The 19619-nt window shown below is 56.0% G+C and carries 20 protein-coding genes; 11 read left to right on the forward strand and 9 right to left on the reverse strand.

Features of this window, described 5'->3' with window-relative positions; all coding sequences use genetic code 11:
* Positions 1–45 precede the first annotated feature (45 nt).
* Together NQ842_RS04585 and zupT are read right to left on the reverse strand one after the other, a co-directional pair.
* Positions 46–603 carry a fimbrial protein gene (locus NQ842_RS04585; protein ID WP_063411988.1) on the reverse strand — a complete coding sequence of 186 codons (558 nt, stop codon included), beginning with the start codon at positions 601–603 and terminating at the stop codon, positions 46–48.
* Positions 604–803: 200 nt separating this feature from the next.
* A complete protein-coding gene (gene zupT / locus NQ842_RS04590; protein ID WP_046888659.1) occupies positions 804–1577 on the reverse strand; it encodes a zinc transporter ZupT in 774 nt (257 codons plus the stop codon).
* 197 nt (positions 1578–1774) lie between these two features.
* Between zupT and ygiD the strand changes: the two genes are divergently transcribed.
* Positions 1775–2563 carry a 4,5-DOPA dioxygenase extradiol gene (gene ygiD / locus NQ842_RS04595; protein ID WP_014833297.1) on the forward strand — a complete coding sequence of 263 codons (789 nt, stop codon included), beginning with the start codon at positions 1775–1777 and terminating at the stop codon, positions 2561–2563.
* A 73-nt stretch (positions 2564–2636) separates the two neighbouring features.
* Here the strand turns inward: ygiD and NQ842_RS04600 are convergent, their stop codons facing one another.
* From NQ842_RS04600 to tolC, 3 genes are all read right to left on the reverse strand, one after another.
* Positions 2637–3797, reverse strand: a complete 1161-nt coding sequence (locus tag NQ842_RS04600; RefSeq protein ID WP_014833296.1) for a glutathionylspermidine synthase family protein — start codon at positions 3795–3797, stop codon at positions 2637–2639.
* A 2-nt stretch (positions 3798–3799) separates the two neighbouring features.
* The gene (locus NQ842_RS04605) at positions 3800–4465 is read right to left on the reverse strand and encodes a DUF1190 family protein (protein WP_013098745.1); all 666 of its coding nucleotides are present in this window, start codon (positions 4463–4465) and stop codon (positions 3800–3802) included.
* A gap of 190 nt (positions 4466–4655) precedes the next feature.
* On the reverse strand, positions 4656–6134 hold the full coding sequence (tolC, locus tag NQ842_RS04610; RefSeq protein ID WP_046888658.1) for an outer membrane channel protein TolC: 1479 nt from the start codon (positions 6132–6134) through the stop codon (positions 4656–4658).
* A 203-nt stretch (positions 6135–6337) separates the two neighbouring features.
* Between tolC and nudF the strand changes: the two genes are divergently transcribed.
* From nudF to parE, 5 genes are read left to right on the forward strand one after another with little or no spacing between them, the layout of a single operon-like run.
* Entirely contained in the window at positions 6338–6970 is a 633-nt protein-coding gene (gene nudF, locus NQ842_RS04615) for an ADP-ribose diphosphatase (protein ID WP_014833294.1), read from the forward strand.
* Positions 6967–7389, forward strand: a complete 423-nt coding sequence (locus NQ842_RS04620) for a DUF1249 family protein (protein ID WP_014833293.1) — start codon at positions 6967–6969, stop codon at positions 7387–7389. The genes nudF and NQ842_RS04620 overlap by 4 nt, the downstream gene beginning before the upstream one ends.
* A gap of 27 nt (positions 7390–7416) precedes the next feature.
* Positions 7417–8244 carry a 3',5'-cyclic-AMP phosphodiesterase gene (gene cpdA, locus NQ842_RS04625; RefSeq protein ID WP_014833292.1) on the forward strand — a complete coding sequence of 276 codons (828 nt, stop codon included), beginning with the start codon at positions 7417–7419 and terminating at the stop codon, positions 8242–8244.
* Entirely contained in the window at positions 8244–8825 is a 582-nt protein-coding gene (yqiA, locus tag NQ842_RS04630; RefSeq protein ID WP_257256558.1) for an esterase YqiA, read from the forward strand. Before cpdA ends, yqiA begins: the two co-directional genes overlap by 1 nt.
* Positions 8826–8853: 28 nt before the next feature.
* Complete coding sequence (parE, locus tag NQ842_RS04635) at positions 8854–10746, forward strand: DNA topoisomerase IV subunit B (protein WP_014833290.1); 1893 nt, start codon at positions 8854–8856, stop codon at positions 10744–10746.
* A 59-nt stretch (positions 10747–10805) separates the two neighbouring features.
* On the opposite strand, the gene NQ842_RS04640 is transcribed toward parE, so the two are convergent.
* On the reverse strand, positions 10806–12947 hold the full coding sequence (locus tag NQ842_RS04640; RefSeq protein ID WP_257256560.1) for a TonB-dependent siderophore receptor: 2142 nt from the start codon (positions 12945–12947) through the stop codon (positions 10806–10808).
* 383 nt (positions 12948–13330) lie between these two features.
* On the opposite strand from NQ842_RS04640, the gene NQ842_RS04645 reads away from it, so the two are divergent.
* The 5 genes from NQ842_RS04645 to NQ842_RS04665 are packed head-to-tail and all read left to right on the forward strand — an operon-like array spanning position 13331 to position 18004.
* Positions 13331–14143 carry an ABC transporter ATP-binding protein gene (locus NQ842_RS04645; RefSeq protein WP_050860590.1) on the forward strand — a complete coding sequence of 271 codons (813 nt, stop codon included), beginning with the start codon at positions 13331–13333 and terminating at the stop codon, positions 14141–14143.
* Entirely contained in the window at positions 14140–15123 is a 984-nt protein-coding gene (locus tag NQ842_RS04650) for an iron ABC transporter permease (protein ID WP_257256561.1), read from the forward strand. Before NQ842_RS04645 ends, NQ842_RS04650 begins: the two co-directional genes overlap by 4 nt.
* Entirely contained in the window at positions 15120–16160 is a 1041-nt protein-coding gene (locus NQ842_RS04655) for an iron ABC transporter permease (protein ID WP_063411982.1), read from the forward strand. Before NQ842_RS04650 ends, NQ842_RS04655 begins: the two co-directional genes overlap by 4 nt.
* 9 nt (positions 16161–16169) lie before the next feature.
* Positions 16170–17120: an iron-siderophore ABC transporter substrate-binding protein gene (locus NQ842_RS04660; RefSeq protein ID WP_257256907.1), complete on the forward strand. Its 951-nt coding sequence runs from the start codon at positions 16170–16172 to the stop codon at positions 17118–17120.
* Positions 17117–18004 carry a MurR/RpiR family transcriptional regulator gene (locus tag NQ842_RS04665; RefSeq protein ID WP_046888650.1) on the forward strand — a complete coding sequence of 296 codons (888 nt, stop codon included), beginning with the start codon at positions 17117–17119 and terminating at the stop codon, positions 18002–18004. The genes NQ842_RS04660 and NQ842_RS04665 overlap by 4 nt, the downstream gene beginning before the upstream one ends.
* A 66-nt stretch (positions 18005–18070) precedes the next feature.
* Here the strand turns inward: NQ842_RS04665 and lysM are convergent, their stop codons facing one another.
* The 3 genes from lysM to NQ842_RS04680 all read right to left on the reverse strand — a co-directional run bounded on the left by lysM (position 18071) and on the right by NQ842_RS04680 (position 19580).
* A complete protein-coding gene (gene lysM, locus NQ842_RS04670) occupies positions 18071–18511 on the reverse strand; it encodes a peptidoglycan-binding protein LysM (RefSeq protein WP_046888649.1) in 441 nt (146 codons plus the stop codon).
* Between the two features lie 142 nt (positions 18512–18653).
* Positions 18654–18968, reverse strand: coding sequence for a putative quinol monooxygenase (locus tag NQ842_RS04675; RefSeq protein ID WP_014833282.1), 315 nt, complete (start codon positions 18966–18968; stop codon positions 18654–18656).
* A gap of 30 nt (positions 18969–18998) precedes the next feature.
* Entirely contained in the window at positions 18999–19580 is a 582-nt protein-coding gene (locus tag NQ842_RS04680) for an NAD(P)H-dependent oxidoreductase (protein ID WP_014833281.1), read from the reverse strand.
* Between the last annotated feature and the right edge of the window lie 39 nt (positions 19581–19619).

Below are 19619 nucleotides of genomic sequence, written 5' to 3' on the forward strand. Positions count from 1 at the left end.
GCTGGCAAATATATTGCCAGCCGAAACAGAATTCAGCGTCTTGGCTTATTTATACAGCAGGACGTAATTTGCGGTAGATTCAACCTGACCGGCCGTTGCTGTTTTACCACTGGCCACTTCCATCTGCGCTTTGAAGTGCAGCGTCTGAATTGCTGAACCTGCAGACAGATCGACAGTCTCTGTGGAGCCAAGCGTGACTGGAGACTCTGCGCTATCCAGCAGGCGAACGCCAACGTTCTGTGCACCGCCCGCATAGGTATTGCTCAGCAAGCTGGTGTCTGTTGAATCGGTAGCGGTGCTGCTGAAGGTCACGTCCACTTTAGTGACGGGGGTGGCGGTTTCATCCGCTGCGTCAAGCTGGCAGTTTTCCAGATTGATATCAACCGGCACCGCCGTTGATTTTTTGTTGGCATTAATGACCGCGGTTGTTATCTGACCAAGATCGATCTCTTTATCAACGCTGTCAGGAGCGATATTACATGGCGCATCAATCACAACGCCTTTGAAGGTAATTTTTCCGGAGCCTTGATCGCTGGCAAAAGCAGGTGCAGAGAGGAAAGTGGCGAGAGTCAGAGCAAGAAGGGTTTTATTTCCATTGTTCATTAGAATTTCCTTTACATGAGCATTTTTGAACGGTCAAAAATTGGCTCTGTGTATTTTACTTCCAAATGTAACAATGTGTTGTTAGTAATTATTAAGCCCGCTTTAAGATGGCTTATATATATGCGCTTATTGAATGGGTGTGTGATTAATTACGCCTGGGAGATGGGCGCTTATAAAAAAATAAGCGCCATAGTATAATATTAGCCAATACCTGCCGTTTGTAACAACACCAGGCTTAATCCCATTACAGACATTCCGCATAACACGCCATAGCTTGGATTGTTGTCGGGATCGATCTCTTTCGCCAGTGGCATCAGTTCATCTACCGAGAGCGCCACCATAATCCCTGCAACCGTGGCCATAATGGCAGCCATCACCACCGGTGAAACCAGACTGCCCAGGATCAGCCATGCCAGCACACCGCCCAGAATTTCAGCCATGCCTGAAATCCCGGCCCAGAGCACGGCGGTGCGTTTTGATCCCGTGGCGGCATAGACCGGCCCGGCAACGGCCAGTCCTTCAGGAATATTGTGCAAGGCCACCGCCAGGGCGATACCCAACCCCATTTCCAGATTGCTGCTGGCGGTCACATAGGTCGCCACGCCCTCCGGGAAGTTATGCAGACTGATGCCGAGTGTCAGTAAAATAGCGGTACGTTTAATCTTACGTGGCACGGGCGTGACGCTTTTCTGCATCAAATCCTGCGGATGCGCGTGGGGCAGCATGCGATCGAGGGCAAAATAGCCCAGCAGACCAAAGACAAACATGCCGTAACCCAGCACCGGAGACATGCCTTGCGTTCCCAATGCGGCAGGCAGCATCTCCATCAGGGAGATGAGCAGCATAATGCCGGCGGCAAAACCCAGTGAAAAGGCCAGCAGGCGATTAGACGGCTTTTGGCCGAGCACGCCGAGGAACGCACCGATAAACGTGGCGGCGCCCGCAAGTATGGTCAGGATCAAGGGGACAGACATGCAATGCTCCTTGCGTTAATCATTCTAATCAATACTAATTATTCACTTTAGCCAAAGCGAGAGCGGGAACCTGTGCTTTACGCATTCCTTACATTCAAATTTCCTGATGATGATCTTCACGCTTATCAGCGTTCATCTTTGCAGGATTACGCGTAATGTAGCACCATCAAATTGACACCTTCTGTAAGGATATCACCATGACTTCTTCGCGTATGCCAGCACTGTTTTTAGGCCACGGTAGCCCAATGAACGTGCTGGAAGATAATGTCTATACCCGCACGTGGCGTCATCTGGGCGAGACGTTACCGCGTCCAAAAGCGATTGTGGTGGTGTCTGCGCACTGGTTTACCCGCGGCACCGGCGTGACCGCCATGGAAGCGCCAAAAACCATTCATGATTTTGGTGGCTTCCCGCAGGCGTTGTACGACACGCACTATCCGGCTCCAGGCTCGCCAGAGCTGGCCCTCCGACTGGTCGATCTACTGGCCCCGGTTCCGGTCGCGCTGGATAAAGAAGCCTGGGGCTTTGACCACGGCTCATGGGGCGTACTGATAAAAATGTACCCTGACGCCGATATCCCGATGGTGCAGCTGAGTATCGACAGCACTAAACCGGCAGCCTGGCACATGGAGATGGGCCGCAAGCTGGCTTCGCTTCGCGATGAAGGCATCATGCTGGTGGCAAGCGGTAACGTGGTACACAACCTTCGCACGGCGCGCTGGCACGGTGAAAATACCCCGTATCCGTGGGCAACGTCCTTTAACGACTACGTCAAAGACAATCTGACCTGGCAAGGCCCGGTTGAAGAGCACCCGCTGGTGAACTATCTGGATCACGAAGGCGGTTCGCTCTCTAACCCAACGCCGGAACACTTCCTGCCGCTGCTGTATATCCTGGGCGCGTGGGATGGTCAGGAGCCGGTGACGATCCCGGTCGACGGTATAGAGATGGGGAGTTTGAGTATGCTGTCGGTGCAGGTGGGGTAATAAAAGCACAACCTGCGGCTGCTGTTTTTAGTGTTTGCACCCTCTCCCGTGGGAGAGGGCATCAGGTCGCACTCTACTCCACAAAAATATGCGGATAGAAGCGTGACAGATCCTGGGTGATCAGCGCGCGATCTTCGCGGATGCCAATCCCGGCAGGCTGATCGTTGATGAGCCAGCTGCCAATCAGCGTATAGCTGTCGCCAAATTTCGGCAGTTGATAAAACTGCTGGACGATCATTCCTTCTTCGCCATAAGGCCCTTCAACCGCTTCCAGCGTTTTACCGTTTTCGATAATGGAGACGTTTGCCCCCTCGCGGGAGAAAATCGGCTTAACGACGTATTTTTCCATTTGTGGATAATCATCTTCCGCAAAGTACGCCGGCAGCAGGTTCGGGTGGTTCGGGAACATCTCCCACAGCATCGGCAGCAGGGCTTTGTTGGAGATGATGCTCTTCCAGGCCGGTTCCAGCCAGCGCACGCCAGCGTCTTCCAGCTTGGTGGAGAACATCTCACGCAGCATATATTCCCACGGATAGAGCTTGAACAGGTTGCTGATCACCTGATCCTGCAGGTCAGTAAACTGACCTTTCTCACCCAGTCCGATATCTTCGATGTAGAGAAATTCGGTGGCGAGTTCCGCTTCGGCAGCACAGTCCTGCAGATACTGAACCGTACCACGGTCTTCTTCTGTGTCACGGCAGCAGGCGAGATGCAGCAGGTTAAAGCCGTGCTGTTCACGCAGCTCGGCGAAACGCTCAATCAACTTTTCCTGCAGGCTGTTGAACTGGTCGCTCTCTTCCGGCAGGTTGCCGGCGTTCATCTGATCTTCCAGCCAGATCCACTGGAAGAAGGCCGCTTCATACAGAGAGGTTGGCGTATCTGCGTTATTTTCCAGAAGCTTAGGTTCACCCACGCCGTCCCACGCCAAATCAAGGCGAGAGTAGAGCGAGGGCTGGCTGGTTTTCCACGACTGGCGTACAAAGCCCCAGGTGTGCTTAGGAATGCGGAATTTAGCCATTAGCTCATCGCTGTCGATGACTTTTTCAACGACCTTCAGGCACATCTGATGCAGTTCTGCTGTCACCGCTTCCAGTTTTTCTACCTGGGCGAGCGTCAGTTTGTAATAAGCATCTTCACACCAGTACGGTTCGCCATACATGGTGTGGAAGTTAAAACCGTATTCGGTCGCTTTTTCGCGCCAGTCCGGGCGCTCGGTGATACTGACTCGTTCCATGATCAGCCGCCCATTGAGCGAGTCGAGGTGCCCGTCGCGCTACGCTGCATGCTGGTCTGTTTCGCCACAGACTCACCGAACCCGCCGCGGGTGATGGTGCTGGTGGTAGCCGGTTTCGGAGCCATCGCCGTTTTCGGTACGGTCACGGTACGGCCCGGGGTCGCTGCGCCATAGCCTTTGCCGCTGGCATCGGTGTACTGGCCGTAAGCCGGGCTGGCCGGGTTTTTCGAGCTGAACAGCGGTTGCTGCTGGTAACCTGCACCGCCACCCATCAGGCGGCCCATCATATAGCCGGCCATCAGCGGCATCCAGAAGCTGCCGCTGGACTGTGCCTGCGCCTGGTTTTCTGGCGCCGTTCCCGCCTGAGCAGGTGTCTGCTGACACTGGCCTTCACCGAACTCTGCCACGCAGTCTTCGCGTGTGGCATATTTCGGTGCGGTACGTTCCGCTTCTTTCAGGGCGTTGTTATACGCGGTCTTACATTCTGCCGCGTTGCCGGTTGCGGCTGAGCAGTCCTCTGCGTTTTGATACAGAGAGACCGTTTCATCGCTTTTCTCACAGCCTGCCAGCATAAAGACAGCGGTAACCGCCAGCGCAACAGGAGTGAGGTGACGCGCGTTCCAGCTTTTGCGGAACGACGCGTGATTTATGGATTTTGTCCGTTTCATGTTTGTCTTCCAGGACCCAGTGGTTATAACGCTCAGGATAGAGGATGAGTGGTTGAAAATGAAGCGAAGAGGGTCGGAATCAGGGGGATCTTTACGTTGGCTTACGTTCGGATGTGATTCAGATGCGTCCTCTCCCTGTGGGAGAGGACCGGGATGAGGGCATCAGGCCGCAGTGGGCCTGATGACACGCTTAGTTACGGAACGGATTATTGCCTTTGCTGGTGGACGTCGTGGTACGCGCAGCGGCTGGCTGTGCAGCAGGCGCGCTGCTGTCAGCGTTGAAGTTATCAACCGCCGCAACCTGCTCCGGGTTCTCCGGTGCAACGCTGTCCGGCGACGTTGAGACTGGCTTGCCCAGTGCGCTGTTCAGCGCCTGCAGATCCTGCTCGTTCAGCGTACCCAGCGCCTGCTTAATGTTCAGCTGGTTAATCAGGTACTGGTAACGTGCGCTGGAGAGCTGCTGTTTGGCGTTATACAGCGTGGTGGTCGCGTCCAGCACGTCAACAATGGTACGGGTACCGACGGAGTAACCGGCTTCCATTGCATCCAGTGAGCTTTGGGCGGACACAACGGCTTGTTTATACGCGTTGATGCTGCTGATAGAGGCGTTCACGTTGTTGAACGACGAACGCACGGTCTGCACCACGTTGCGGTGTGCGCTTTCCAGCTGCTCGCTTGCGCCAACAAAGTTGTACTGCGCCTGTTTCACCTGAGAATTCACCATCCCACCCTGATACAGCGGCAGAGAGAAGCTCAGACCGACTTTGTTCTGGCCCTGGTTGCTGTCGTCATACTGGGCAGTGTTGGTTTTAGAACCGCTGTAGCTGGTATCAGACACGCCAGTAGAGGCGCTCAGGCTCAGGGTTGGCAGGTGGCCATCCTGCGCCTGACGAATCTGCTCGCGAGCCAGGTCCTGGCTCAGACGCGCCTGCAGTAAGGTCAGGTTGCGGTTTTCCGCTTCTTTCAGCAGGGCGTTCACCGCCTGCGGCTTATCGGTCTTGAAGCTGTCCACGTTCAGGGAAGCCAGTTCCGGGTAGTAATTGCCGGTGACCTGACGCAGGGATTCCAGCGCGTTGTCGAGGTTGTTACGCGCGGTCACTTCGTTGGCCAGTACGCTGTCGTACTGTGAACGGGCGTTCTGCACGTCAGTGATCGCCACCAGACCCACGTTGAAACGCTGGGTGGTTTGATCTAACTGGCGGTAAATCGCCTGTTTCTGCGCTTCAGTATAGGAGAGCGAGTCAATCGCGCTCAGGACGTTGAAGTACGCGGTCGCCGTGTTCAGGATCAGCGTTTGCTGGTCGGTCTGATAAGTCACATCCTGAATACCCGCGCTCTTTTCCTGCAGGGTCAGGGCGCGCCATTTGGACATATCAAACAGCGTCTGTGTCAATTGCAGTGAGGCGCTGGTAGCATTGGAGTTAACGCCGTTAGCGTCGCGGAAACCGTTGCTGTAGGTATAATCTGCACCTAAACCTAACTGCGGCAGCAGTGGGCTACGCGCTTCGTTAATCTTTTCAAACGCAGCATCACGATCGGCCGCTGATTTACGTAAATCAGGGTTGCCCAGACGTGCCTGCTGGTAGACCTGTAACAGGTTTTCCGCCTGGCTCATTGCACTGAAGCCCGTCAGGCTCAGGCCGATAAGGATGGGGAGCAATTTCTTCATTTGCATTCCTTGTTGTGAAGCAGTATTAGCGCTGATCTAATTAAAAATAATTGCCGATTCTAACAGAATCATCCACACCAAAAGGTTGGCGTAACGTGCCATCTGGCGGTAATTTGCACCAATCTATCATATAGCCTTACAAACGGCAGCCAAACAGCCTTGAAATTCATCATTTCATCACCATTGCTACCAGGACTCGACTCATGCAAAAACCAGATAAGTTGCCCGTGACATTCGCCAAAAACGATGTAGAAATTATTGCACGAGAAACACTATATAGCGGTTTTTTTTCAATGGAACTTTACCGTTTCAGGCATCGCCTGTTTAACGGTGAAATGAGCGGCGAAATTAAGCGAGAAATTTTTGAGCGCGGGCATGCCGCAGTCTTGCTACCCTTTGACCCAGTGCGCGATGAAGTTGTGCTGGTTGAGCAGATTCGTATTGCCGCTTATGACGTCAGTGAAAGCCCGTGGTTGCTGGAGATGGTAGCCGGGATGATCGAAGAGGGCGAGTCGGTTGAAGACGTCGCCCGTCGCGAAGCGCTGGAAGAAGCCGGGCTGGTTGTCGGTCGCACAAAACCGGTGCTGAGCTATCTGGCCAGTCCGGGAGGCACCAGCGAGCGCTTGTCCATTATGGTGGGCGAAGTGGACGCCACGACGGCGGAAGGGATCCACGGTCTGGCAGATGAAAACGAAGATATTCGGGTTCATGTGGTGAGTCGGGAGCAGGCTTACCAGTGGGTAGAAGAGGGGAAAATCGACAACGCAGCGTCTGTCATCGCCCTGCAATGGCTGCAACTGCATTATCAGACATTACGAAACGAGTGGAAAAAATGAAGCGTTATACACCTGACTTCCCAGAAATGATGCGCCTGTGCGAAACCAATTTCGCACAATTGCGCCGCCTGCTGCCGAAAAATGACGCACCCGGCGAAACGGTAAGCTATCAGGTGAGCAACGCGCAGTATCGGTTAACGATAACAGAATCAACGCGCTACACTACGCTGGTGGAGATTGAACAAACGGCCCCCAGCATTAGCTACTGGAGCCTGCCGTCCATGACAGTGCGGCTCTATCACGACGCGATGGTCGCTGAAGTGTGTTCAAGTCAGCAGATCTTTCGGTTTAAAGCGCGGTATGATTACCCGAATAAAAAGTTGCATCAACGCGACGAAAAGCATCAAATTAACCAGTTTTTAGCCGACTGGCTAAGATATTGTTTAGCACATGGAGCAATGGCGATTCCGGTTTGTTAGCGTCATAAACCTACCTAAGGACACCATTTGGAAAGCCTGTTGAACCTGACTGTTGCTGGTGGGGCACCAGTCAGGATATTACAAATCACCGATACTCACCTTTTTGCCGAAAAGCATGAAACTCTGCTGGGGGTGAACACCTGGGAGAGTTATCAGGCTGTACTTAGCGCGATTCACGCTGAAAATCGTGCCTGCGATCTGATTGTCGCAACGGGCGATCTGGCGCAGGATCAATCCTCCGCGGCCTACCAGCATTTTGCTGAAGGCATCGCGAGCTTTAGCGTGCCGTGCGTCTGGCTTCCGGGCAACCATGACTTCCAGCCTGCAATGTACAGCTCTCTCCTGGAAGCGGGGATCTCTCCGGCGAAGTGTGTGTTGGCGGGAGACCAGTGGCAGATCCTGCTGCTCGACAGCCAGGTGTTTGGCGTCCCGCACGGTGAGTTAAGCGAGTTTCAGCTCGACTGGCTGGAGACCAAACTGGCTGCCGAACCGGCGCGTCATACGCTGCTGTTGCTTCATCATCATCCACTGCCGGCGGGCTGTAGCTGGCTTGATCAACACAGTCTGCGTAACTCTGCCGCCCTGGATAGCGTGCTGGTGAAATTCCCGCGCGTGAAGAATCTGCTGTGCGGACACATTCATCAGGAACAGGATCTCGACTGGAACGGTCGCCGTCTGCTGGCAACGCCGTCCACCTGCGTTCAGTTTAAGCCGCACTGCGCTAACTTTACCCTGGATACCATTGCACCGGGCTGGCGCTGGCTGGAACTGCATGCCGATGGTACGCTGACCACCGAAGTCTGCCGTCTGGCAGGCACGCAATTTCGCCCCGATACCGCTTCAGAAGGCTATTGATGTCTACGCTCCTCTACCTGCATGGGTTCAACAGCTCGCCGCGCTCCGCAAAAGCGACACAGTTACGCCAGTGGCTGAGCGAGCATCATCCGTACGTTGAGATGATTATCCCGCAGCTGCCGCCTTATCCGGCAGAGGCGGCGGAGATGCTGGAATCCATTGTTCTGGAACACGGCGGCGAATCTTTTGGCGTGGTGGGCTCCTCGCTGGGAGGGTATTACGCCACATGGCTCTCGCAATGCTTTATGCTGCCCGCCGTTGTGGTTAACCCGGCGGTTCGGCCGTTTGAGCTGCTGCGGGACTTTCTTGGCGAAAACGAGAACCCCTACACCGGCCAACAATATGTGCTAGAGTCACGCCATATTTACGATCTCAAAGTTATGCAGGTCGACCCGCTTGAAGCACCGGATCTGATCTGGCTGCTGCAACAAACGGGTGATGAAGTGCTGGATTACCGCCAGGCAGTGGCGTATTACGCATCCTGCCGCCAGACTATAGAAGAGGGCGGAAACCATGCTTTCACGGGCTTTGAGGATCATTTCACCCAGATTGTCGATTTTCTTGGACTGCACAGCCTCTGACAATCAATGCGAATTGCTAGTTTAAATCATGACGCAAACCTATAACGCTGATGCCATTGAGGTACTCACCGGGCTTGAGCCGGTTCGCCGCCGCCCGGGGATGTACACCGATACGACGCGCCCAAACCATCTGGGCCAGGAAGTGATTGATAACAGTGTCGACGAAGCGCTGGCAGGCCATGCCAAACGCGTCGACGTTATCCTGCATGCCGATCAGTCGCTGGAAGTTATCGACGACGGTCGCGGCATGCCGGTGGATATCCATCCGGAAGAGGGCGTACCGGCCGTTGAGCTGATCCTCTGCCGACTGCATGCGGGCGGTAAGTTCTCCAACAAGAACTACCAGTTCTCCGGTGGTTTGCACGGCGTGGGGATCTCCGTGGTTAACGCCCTGTCAAAGCGCGTGGAAGTGAACGTTCGCCGCGACGGCCAGGTGTATAACATCGCGTTTGAAAACGGCGAGAAAGTGCAGGATCTGCAGGTTGTCGGCACGTGCGGTAAACGCAACACCGGTACCAGCGTCCACTTCTGGCCTGATGAAAGCTTCTTCGACAGCCCACGTTTCTCTGTTTCTCGTCTGACGCACCTGCTGAAAGCCAAAGCGGTGCTGTGCCCTGGCGTGGAAATCACGTTTAAAGATAACGTCAACAACACCGAGCAGACCTGGCGCTATGAAGATGGTCTTAACGACTATCTGTGCGAAGCGGTAAACGGCCTGCCGACCCTGCCAGAAAAACCGTTCGTCGGTAATTTCACTGGCGATACCGAAGCGGTGGACTGGGCGTTGCTGTGGCTGCCGGAAGGCGGGGAGCTGCTGACCGAAAGTTACGTCAACCTGATCCCGACCATGCTCGGCGGTACGCACGTCAACGGACTGCGTCAGGGTCTGCTGGATGCGATGCGTGAATTCTGCGAATACCGCAACATTCTGCCGCGCGGCGTGAAGCTGTCGGCGGAAGATATCTGGGATCGCTGTGCCTACGTACTGTCCGTGAAGATGCAGGATCCGCAGTTTGCCGGGCAAACCAAAGAACGTCTCTCCTCGCGTCAGTGCGCGGCCTTCGTTTCCGGTGTGGTCAAAGATGCCTTTACCCTGTGGCTAAACCAGAACGTTCAGGCCGCAGAGATGCTGGCGGAAATGGCGATCTCCAGCGCGCAGCGTCGTCTGCGTGCGGCGAAGAAAGTGGTGCGTAAAAAGCTGACCAGCGGCCCTGCGCTGCCGGGCAAGCTGGCAGACTGCACGGCGCAGGACCTCAACCGCACCGAGCTGTTCCTGGTGGAAGGGGACTCGGCAGGGGGCTCGGCCAAGCAGGCGCGCGACCGTGAATACCAGGCGATCATGCCGCTTAAAGGTAAGATCCTGAATACCTGGGAAGTCTCGTCTGATGAAGTGCTGGCCTCGCAGGAAGTGCATGATATCTCTGTGGCGATCGGCATCGATCCGGACAGCGACGATCTCAGCCAGCTGCGTTACGGCAAGATCTGTATCCTCGCGGATGCGGACTCCGATGGTCTGCACATCGCCACGCTGCTGTGCGCTCTGTTCGTGAAGCACTTCCGCACGCTGGTGAAAAACGGTCACGTCTACGTCGCGCTGCCGCCGCTTTACCGTATCGACCTCGGCAAAGAGGTGTACTACGCGCTGACGGAAGAAGAGAAAGCGGGCGTGCTGGAACAGCTCAAGCGCAAGAAGGGCAAACCAAACGTTCAGCGCTTTAAAGGACTGGGCGAGATGAACCCAATGCAGCTGCGCGAAACCACGCTGGATCCTAACACCCGTCGTCTGGTTCAGCTGACTATCAGCGATGAAGACGAGCAGCAAACCAACGCCATGATGGATATGCTGCTGGCCAAAAAACGCTCGGAAGACCGACGCAACTGGCTGCAGGAGAAAGGCGATATGGCGGATATTGAGGCCTGATGCCTCAGCCATAGCGATCGTAGGCCCGGTAAGCGCTAGCGCCACCGGGCTTTTTTATATCAAAACTCCATCTTCACCGTAAACTGCACTTCGCGCGGATCGCCAATCTGGTTGCCCAGGTTATTGGTCGCAATGGACGAGGTATAGTAGGTTTTATCAAACAGGTTCTTCACGTTCACCTGCAGCGTCACCGGATACTGCAGCTTCATTTTGTAGGCTGCAAAGGCATCGGCAACAAAGTAACCCGGCAAATAATAATCCGCACCGTTGGTCGCTGAACGACGGCTCACGCCGTGCCCACCGCCGCCAAGGGTCAGGGTATTGCCGCCGATCACGTTATGAATGTCGTAAGTCAGGAACAGGGAACCGGTATGACGCGGCACGTTCGGCAGGGGCTTACCCGCATAGTCTGGATCTTCCAGCACTTTCGCATCGGTGTAACCGTAGCTGGCGATAATATTGGTATTCTCAGTCAGTGACCCGGCAAGATCCACCTCCACACCCTGCGAGCGTACGCGGCCAGCGGTTTTAGCGATGGTTTCACCGCCCACGCTTTCGTTGTACAGCACGTTGCGCTTGTGAATATCAAACAGCGCGATGTTCGCGGTAATGCCATCGAACAGGTCAAATTTTGCACCCACTTCGTAAGCATTTGACGTTTCCGGCGGCAGGTCACCAATGTAGCTCGCAATGGACGATTGCGGCATAAACGTCTGGGAATAGTTAGCAAACAGCGAGACGGATGGCGTGAGCTTGTAGACCAGCCCCAGCTTCGGTGTCCACTGTTCGTCGCGGCTGTCGGTATTCACATTGAACGGGCGACCCTTGCCTGCATACTGGGTGTAATACTGATAGCGCAGCCCGGCAACGGCAATCCATTTATCGGTGAGGTACAGGGCGTCCTGGGCGTAGGCGGAGTAGCTTTCCTGCTTGAGCGTCTGGTCGCTGTCAGCGGCGGAGACGGTGGTACATTTGCCGAGCTTGCCGTAGGTCGGATGGTAGATATTGAAGTCTTTAACGTTCTTACAGCGCATCATGTCCGTACGCAGCAGATCGTAATTCTCATACGACACGCCGGTCAGGATCTCATTGTAAAAGCCCGCGATATCCACGTTCCCCTGCAGATCCGCACGCGTGCTGTGCATGCGCTGAGTCGATCCCTGAGTTGCATCCACACGACGGGTCAGGTTACCCGTTTTGGCGTCATAGGCCATCACGCGCGCCTGGTTATCGCTGTATTTATCCTGGCTGAAACTGTAGTCAAACTTCGCGGTCCACTGGCTGTTAAGACGGTATTCCGCGTTCAGCTGCGCCAGATCGGACTGACCATCAGTAACGTTAAACGGCTCGTCAAAGCGGGTTTTACGATCCACGTTTACCGGCTGTTTGGTGTTGAGATCGAAGATGGTTCCGCGATCGAACGGCGTCTTATAGTCGCGATGCGAATAGAGCACGGTCACGGTGGCATCATCCCCAAACCAGGTCAGCGACGGGGCGATAAAGGTGCTGCGCTCGTTGCCAAAATTACGCCAGTAATCTTCGTCCTGATACTCGCCCGTCAGGCGATACGCCAGTCGTGTGCCGTCAATCGGGCCGGTGACATCAACCTGCCCGGTGCCGCCGCCAAAGCTGGAGGAGGTGGCAGATATCGAGCCGCCGAAGCGGGTTTCCGGGCGTTTGGTAACCACGTTGATCAGGCCGCCAGGATCGAGAATGCCATACAGCGTTGAGGCCGGGCCTTTCAGCACTTCCACGCGCCCGGTCGCGGCATTAAAGCTGCGCGGCAGCACGGTGCGCAGGCCGTTGGTCATTATTGACCCGTCGCGGTTCGCGCCAAAACCCCGGCGTACAAACGCATCCTGCGTGCCCCCCAGGGTGTTGGTCTGCACTACGTTGCTGACGTTATAAAGCGCTTCATCAAGTGAAGTTGCGTGCTGATCTTCCAGCACTTTATCACTGACGGTATTCACCACCTGCGGAATATCCAGCATCGGCATATTGGTTAGCGTGGCGGTGGAGGTGTTCAGCGGCTGATAGCCGTTTGTGGCCTCGGCCACGGCATTAGGATCGGCGGTGACGGTCAGCGTTTCGCCGTCTTTAGCCGTTGTGGTGTCGGCTGCCTGCACCAGCGGTGCCATAAACAGCAGTGAAAAGAGCGCGCGCCCTTTTACCCCAGAGAGAGAATGTGTGAACGTAGCCATTACATCTGTTTTCCCAAAAATATCCCACGCATGAAGGGGCGCGGAAGAATGTGTGAGTCATTGCCCTTAATTGTCTGCTCGTTAACCGTGTGGCATCGAACATGTAATTGAGAATCATTCAATCATGCAGGAATGTAGTAGTAAATGGAAAAAAGCAAAAATCGGCTACAGCCTGAAGGTGCCTGTTCTGATGCGAAAGGGAGGTGGATAACATGATGAAAATAATGATGTTAAAAACAACGTTGTTGCTGTAGTACCTGTTATTTAACCCTGGCTTTACCAGGGTGTTTATCCCCTTGACTACTACATGGTGCAGCGGCAAACTCTCAACGAGAATGAGTTTTATTTTTATTTGTTAGATTTTTTATTAAGTTGGCATTCACGTGGCGCACAACACGCATAAGCCGGGGTTGGTTCTGGAGAACCTCTCCGCGGGCTATCAGAAAAAAATCATCGTCGATGATATCTCCCTTGCAATCCCCCGGCAGAAAATGACCGTGCTGGTGGGGGCGAACGGCTGTGGAAAATCCACACTGCTGAGCACCCTTGCGCGTCTGTTGCAGCCGCTTGGCGGCGCCGCGCTGCTCGATGGCAAAGCCATTCACGAGCAACCGACCAAAGCGGTCGCCCGGCAGCTCGGTATCCTGCCGCAATCTCCGCTGCTGCCGGAAGGACTGACCGTATTTGAACTGGTTTCACGCGGCCGTTTTCCCTGGCAAAATTTTATGCGCCAGTGGAGCGACGAGGACGAGCAGGCCGTTGATGAGGCCCTGCACCTGACCGGTACGGCAGAGTTTGCACATTTGCCCGTCGAAAGCCTCTCCGGCGGCCAGCGTCAGCGCTGCTGGATCGCCATGGCCCTGGCGCAGCAAACGCCGTATATCCTGCTGGATGAACCGACAACCTTTCTCGATCTTCGCTATCAGGTAGAAATCCTCGAGTTGCTGCATACCCTGACCCGCCAGCATGGTCGTACGGTAGTGGTGGTGCTTCACGATCTCAACTTCGCCGTAAACTACGGTGACTCGCTGGTCTTCTTACGCCAGGGGAAAGTGCAGGGCGTGCTGCACGAAGGTGATGTCTGCACGCCGGAGCTCATCAAAGCGGTGTTTGATGTCGACGTCCATATGTCGGTTAATCCGCTGACCGGTAAGCCGTTCTTTATGCCGTTTCGCCAGGTCGCAGAAAAATCATGATCCGAACGTCACTGGCTTTCCTGCTGTTTGCCTTGCTGCTGATGATGGGCGCGATTGCCCACCTGGGTGTTGGTGCGCGTGTCATTGCTCCCCAGACGGTGGTGCAGGCCTTGCTTCATTTCGACCCGCGTAATTTCGATCATAACGTGATCGTCAGATTGCGCCTGATACGGCTGGCTGCCGCCATGGCCACCGGGGCCGCACTCGGCGTGGCGGGCGTGTTGTTACAGTCGGTTATTCGTAACCCGCTGGGCGAGCCGCATATTCTGGGGCTGAACGCGGGGGCGGCGCTGGCTGTGGTGCTGACCAGCGCGCTCGGGTTTACCTTGCCGTTTGGCCGCCCGCTGATTGCCGCTGTTGGTGCTGCCGCGCTGTTTTTGCTGGTGCTGACGTTCTCCTCCTCAGGGCGTACCGGACTCACGCCGATGAAAATCACCTTATGCGGCGTGGCGATGTCGGCGTTTGCCTCGTCGATTACCGCCACGGTGCTGATTCTGGACGAACAGACGCTGCTTGCCATGCGCACCTGGCTGGCGGGGGATTTGGCCGGGCTCAACGTGCAGACCATCCATAGCGCATCCTGGGTTGCCGCGGTGGGGTTCGCTCTGGCGCTCTGGTTGTCGCCTTCGCTTAATATGCTGGCCCTGGGCGACCGGATGGCGCAGGGGCTGGGCGTGTCGCTGTTGAAAACCCGCCTTTTGGCCCTGCTGGCGATTGCGCTGCTTTGCGGCGCGGCCGTCTCCATTGCCGGGCCGATTGGTTTTATTGGCCTGGTCGTGCCACAGCTGATTCGCCGTCTGGTGTCGGTGGACTTACGTATGATGGTGCCGCTTTCCGCCCTGTGCGGGGCGCTGGTGTTACTGCTGGCGGATATCGCGGCCCGTACGCTGTTTATGCCGTATGAGCTGGCCACCGGGATTGTGACCGCGCTGGTGGGCGCCCCTCTCTTTATCCTGATGGCGTCGAGGATATTCAAATGAACCGGGCCGGACTTCGCGCATGGCGTGTCGGACCCTTTTCCGGGCTGGTGCGCCCGGGGGCTATGGCATGCGTTGCGCTTATCGTCCTTGTGAGCGTTCTCCTGCTGGGGTTTGGCCTGACGCACGGTTCGCTTCCCATACCCGCTTCCGCTATCGGACGCGCGCTGCTCACTGAGCCAGGCCTGGAGGCGGATGCGCGCTATATCGTGATGGATATTCGCCTGCCACGGCTGCTGATGGCGGTCTTAAGCGGCGCGATGCTGGGCATGGCGGGGGCGGCGATGCAGTCCATCACCCGCAATGGCCTGGCCGATCCGGGGCTGATCGGCGTGAAAGAGGGCTGCAGCGCGGCGGTGCTGCTGCTGATTTTTCAGTTTCCTGCGTTGGGTCTGGCCTGGCGTCCGCTGTTCGGGATGGCCGGTGGGCTCATTACCGCGCTGCTGGTGGTGGCACTGGCCCGCGATATCTCGCGTCCACGTTTTATTCTTATTGGGATTGGCGTGTCATGGGCCTTCTCTGCGGCAATGGGGATCTTTATGACCACCGCCGATGTACGCGATGTGCAGACGGCGATGCTGTGGCTGGCGGGGAGCCTGCATGCGGCAAACTGGACGCTGCTCGGTATCGCCGCAGCCTGGGCTGCCCCTGCGTTTGCGCTGCTGCTCTTTACTGCCCGCGCGGCTGACGTGGCATTGCTGGGTAACCATACCGCGACGGGGCTTGGGGTTCGCACCTCACGATTAGCGCTGCTGCGCGTTCTGGCTCCGGTAGTGTTAACGGCGGCCTGCGTCTCCTGCGTGGGCAGTATTGGTTTTGTGGGGCTGATTGCGCCGCATATGGCGCGTCTGGTGCTGCGCGGTGGACAAACCGCGTTGCTGACGGGCAGTGCCGTGCTGGGCGCGCTACTGGTGCTGCTGGCCGATACCGTCGGGCGTCTGGCATTCCTGCCGCTGCAGTTGCCGGCGGGGATTGTGATTTCACTGATTGGCGGACCGTTTTTCCTGCTGCTGCTCTGGCAGCGTCGGGACAGATTTTAGAGGATTATGATGCGCGTACTTTTTTCGATGCTGTTGCTGGTTGGGTTTACGGTGAGTGCGGCGGAGCCGACGCAGACGTTCACTGACGATCTGGGACGCAAGGTGGTGGTGCCGCTTCATCCGAAGCGGATCGTCTCGCTGCATGATCTGGATATCACCATTCCGCTGATAGAGCTTGGCGTACCGCCCGTCGCCAGCCATGGCCGCACGCGCCCGGATGGCAGCCATTTTCTGCGCGCCAGCGGCATGCTGACGGGTATCGATTTTGATAATTCCAGTATCAAATTTATCGGCACGGCGGATATCGACATTGAAGCCATTGCCGCCGCCAAACCCGATCTGATCATCACTGAACCCACCCGCAACACGCCGGTGGAACAGCTGGAGAAGATAGCCCCGACGGTGAGTATCGACCATCTCGATGGCGGTGCGCCGGAGATCTACCGCAAGCTGGCGCAGCTCACCGGTACGCAGGCGCGGCTGAAAATACTGGAACGCCGCTATCAGGAACAAATCAGGGCGCTGAAGGCGACCATCGATACGCGCAAAATCACCGTGTCGGTGATTCAGGCCAACCAGGGAAAAATCAACGCCATGCACAGCTACCATTCTTTAGGTCGCGTGCTGCGTGATGCCGGCTTTACCTTCCCGCCGCTGATTGAGAGCATCCCGGAAGGGGGACGGATTGACGTCAGCGCCGAACGTCTGCCGGAGCTGGACGCCGATTTTGTCTTTGCCACCTGGCGCGGAGACACCGGGGGCAAACCGCAGGACGAGCTGGCGGCGATGGAGGCGGTGATGCCGGGCTGGTGCCAGTTCCTCAATGCCTGCCGGACCGGGCACTATGTGCTGATTTCACGTGAAGAGGCCATTTCGAATTCCTTCGCCTCTTTAGGGCTGATGGTTGCGCAGGTGCAGTCGCAGATTGCCGGACGACCGCTACCGGAGGCATCACAGTGATCCGTAAAGACAAAGCGCGGGTCGATGTTTACGGCGAGCGCCTCCGCTCACGGGGGCATCAGTTAACGCCACGCCTGCAGCTGGTGGCACGCTACATCAACGAGAACCGGGAAGCGGTGATGGAGCAGACGGCAATGGAGATCGCCACGCTGCTTAAAACCTCGGACGCCACCGTGGTGCGCGCGATTCAGGCGCTGGGCTTTGCCGGGTTGCGCGATCTGAAGCAGACGCTGGAGCAGTGGTTTGGTCCGGTGGTCACCTCGAGCGAAAAGATCTCCTCGACGGTAAATACGCTCACCAGTGATGTTAACGCGAGCATCGATTTTGTGCTTGAAGGGCATCAGCACACCTGTGAGGTCTTGTCGCAACCGCACAACCGCTATGCGATGGCGCAGGCGGTGTCACTGCTGGCCCAGGCCAGACAGGTCGCTATCTTTGGGATTGGCGCCTCCGGCATTCTGGCCGACTACACCGCCAGATTGTTCAGCCGGATGGGGCTCCCCGCCATGCCGCTCAATCGCACCGGAATAGGCCTTGCCGAACAGCTGATTGCGCTCCAGCGCGGCGATGTGCTGGTGATGATGGCGCAAAAATCTGCACACCGGGAAGGGCAAACTACGCTGCGGGAAGCCAAACGTTTGGGGATCCCGACTATTTTGCTGACCAATGCCCTCGATTCGCGTTTCAGCAAAGAGGCCAGTGTGGTGATCCACGTTCCGCGTGGTGGAGAAAAAGGCAAAATTCCGCTGCACGGAACGGTGCTGCTGTGTCTGGAGATGATTATCTTGTCCGTTGCCTCCACCGAGCCGCAGCGCACCATCAAATCCATGAAGCGCATCAACGAGTTTCATCGAGGGTTAAAGCCCGGCAAAAAGAGCGGCTGACGTTTTTTGGCGTAGAGCGGGAAGCTGTGCAGGTAAAAAGTCGGGGGCTTCCCCCCGACTTGTGGGTTACGCCTTAGGAATACGCAGCGTCTGGCCGGGATAAATTTTGTCCGGGCTGGAGAGCATTGGGCGGTTCGCCTCAAAAATCTTGTTGTACTGGTTGGCATCACCGTACACGGTTTTTGAGATGGCGCTCAGGGTATCGCCTGATTTGACCGTGTAGTAGGTGGCTTCATCTTTGGCATCGGTGGCGGTGATATTGTTTTCCACCTCGCTGACGCCAGCAATATTGCCGACGGCGACCTGAATTTTTTCTTTCTGCTCCTGCGTCAGTCCGTCACCCGTGACGCTGGCTTTGCCATCGGTGACGTTAACCTGAACTTTATCCGCGCCGGGAAGGTTGAGTTTCTTGAGGTGCTCGGTGATTTTGTCGCTTTGACCTTTATGATCGGTCAGGTTATCCCACAGCTTTTCGCCTGCTTCTTTTACGAAGTTAAAAAGACCCATTCCATCCTCCTGTTAATCATGAAGTCAGAATAAGCATAGCAGTTGGGTTTTAAGGTGATAAAAAAAGCCCGGAGCGCTAGCGCCTGCCGGGCTGGATCTGTTCTCCCTCTCTTCGCTGGAGAGGGCGAGGTGAGGGGGGGACTTAAACCCCTTGCTCCAGAATACGGATGTGGGTCTCCAGCACGTCACCTTTCACCGCGTCGCTCCACGCTTTCATATGTGCGGTCTGCAGGTGGGCTTCAAGATGCGCCACGGTTTCCCACTGCTCAACCATGATGATCGAGTCCGGGGCGGTGGCCTGGAAGCTGGCGCTGGTAGCGGCGTCAACCATCGGCGCATAGCCGTGGCAGCCTTCTTCTTTCAGTACGGTTGGGATAATTTTCGCGAACTGATCCAGCACCGCCTGGCGGTGATGTTGGCCAGGACGCGTACGGATTTCAGCAATAACGGTAAGCATAATTAACTCCTTCTAATTCCAGGCTACCAGTTAAGCAAAAATTTCAGCCAGATGCTTGCGATATTCTGCGATATAGCGCGGGACGTCCGGCATTTTAATCACGTCGTTGACGATGAAGGTCGGTAGCGGGTCCATGCCCAGGAACTGATTAGCCTTGTGGAAAGGCAGGTACGCGCCGTCGACACCCACGCCTTCAAAGAACTGATCTTTTTCGGTGAATGCTTCCAGAGGGGCGTTCCAGGTCAGGGAGAGCATATATTTCTTACCCTGAATCAGGCCGCCTGAGCCATATTTTTTAGACGCGTCTGAACGGGTACGGCCGTCGCTGGCATACAGTGAACCGTGGCCCTCAGTGAACACGTCGTCCATGTATTTTTTCACGGTCCACGGTGCGCCCATCCACCAGCCAGGCATCTGCCAGATAACCACGTCAGCCCACAGGAAGTTCTGTACTTCCGCTTTTACGTCGTAATGGCTGTCTGCGCGCACAACCTTAACATCATGCCCGGCGTCGCGCAGGAAGCCGTCCGCGACCTCGGTCAGGGTGTCATTCAACTGGCCTTTAGAGTGGGCGAATTCTTTCGCGCCGTTGATAATCAGAATGTTGCTCATTATTTGTCCTCGTCGATGAGAGTATGGCGAGTATTCTAC

It is taken from the genome of Enterobacter cloacae complex sp. R_G8, from assembly GCF_024599795.1.
In the GTDB taxonomy this organism is placed as follows: Bacteria; Pseudomonadota; Gammaproteobacteria; order Enterobacterales; family Enterobacteriaceae; genus Enterobacter; species Enterobacter dissolvens.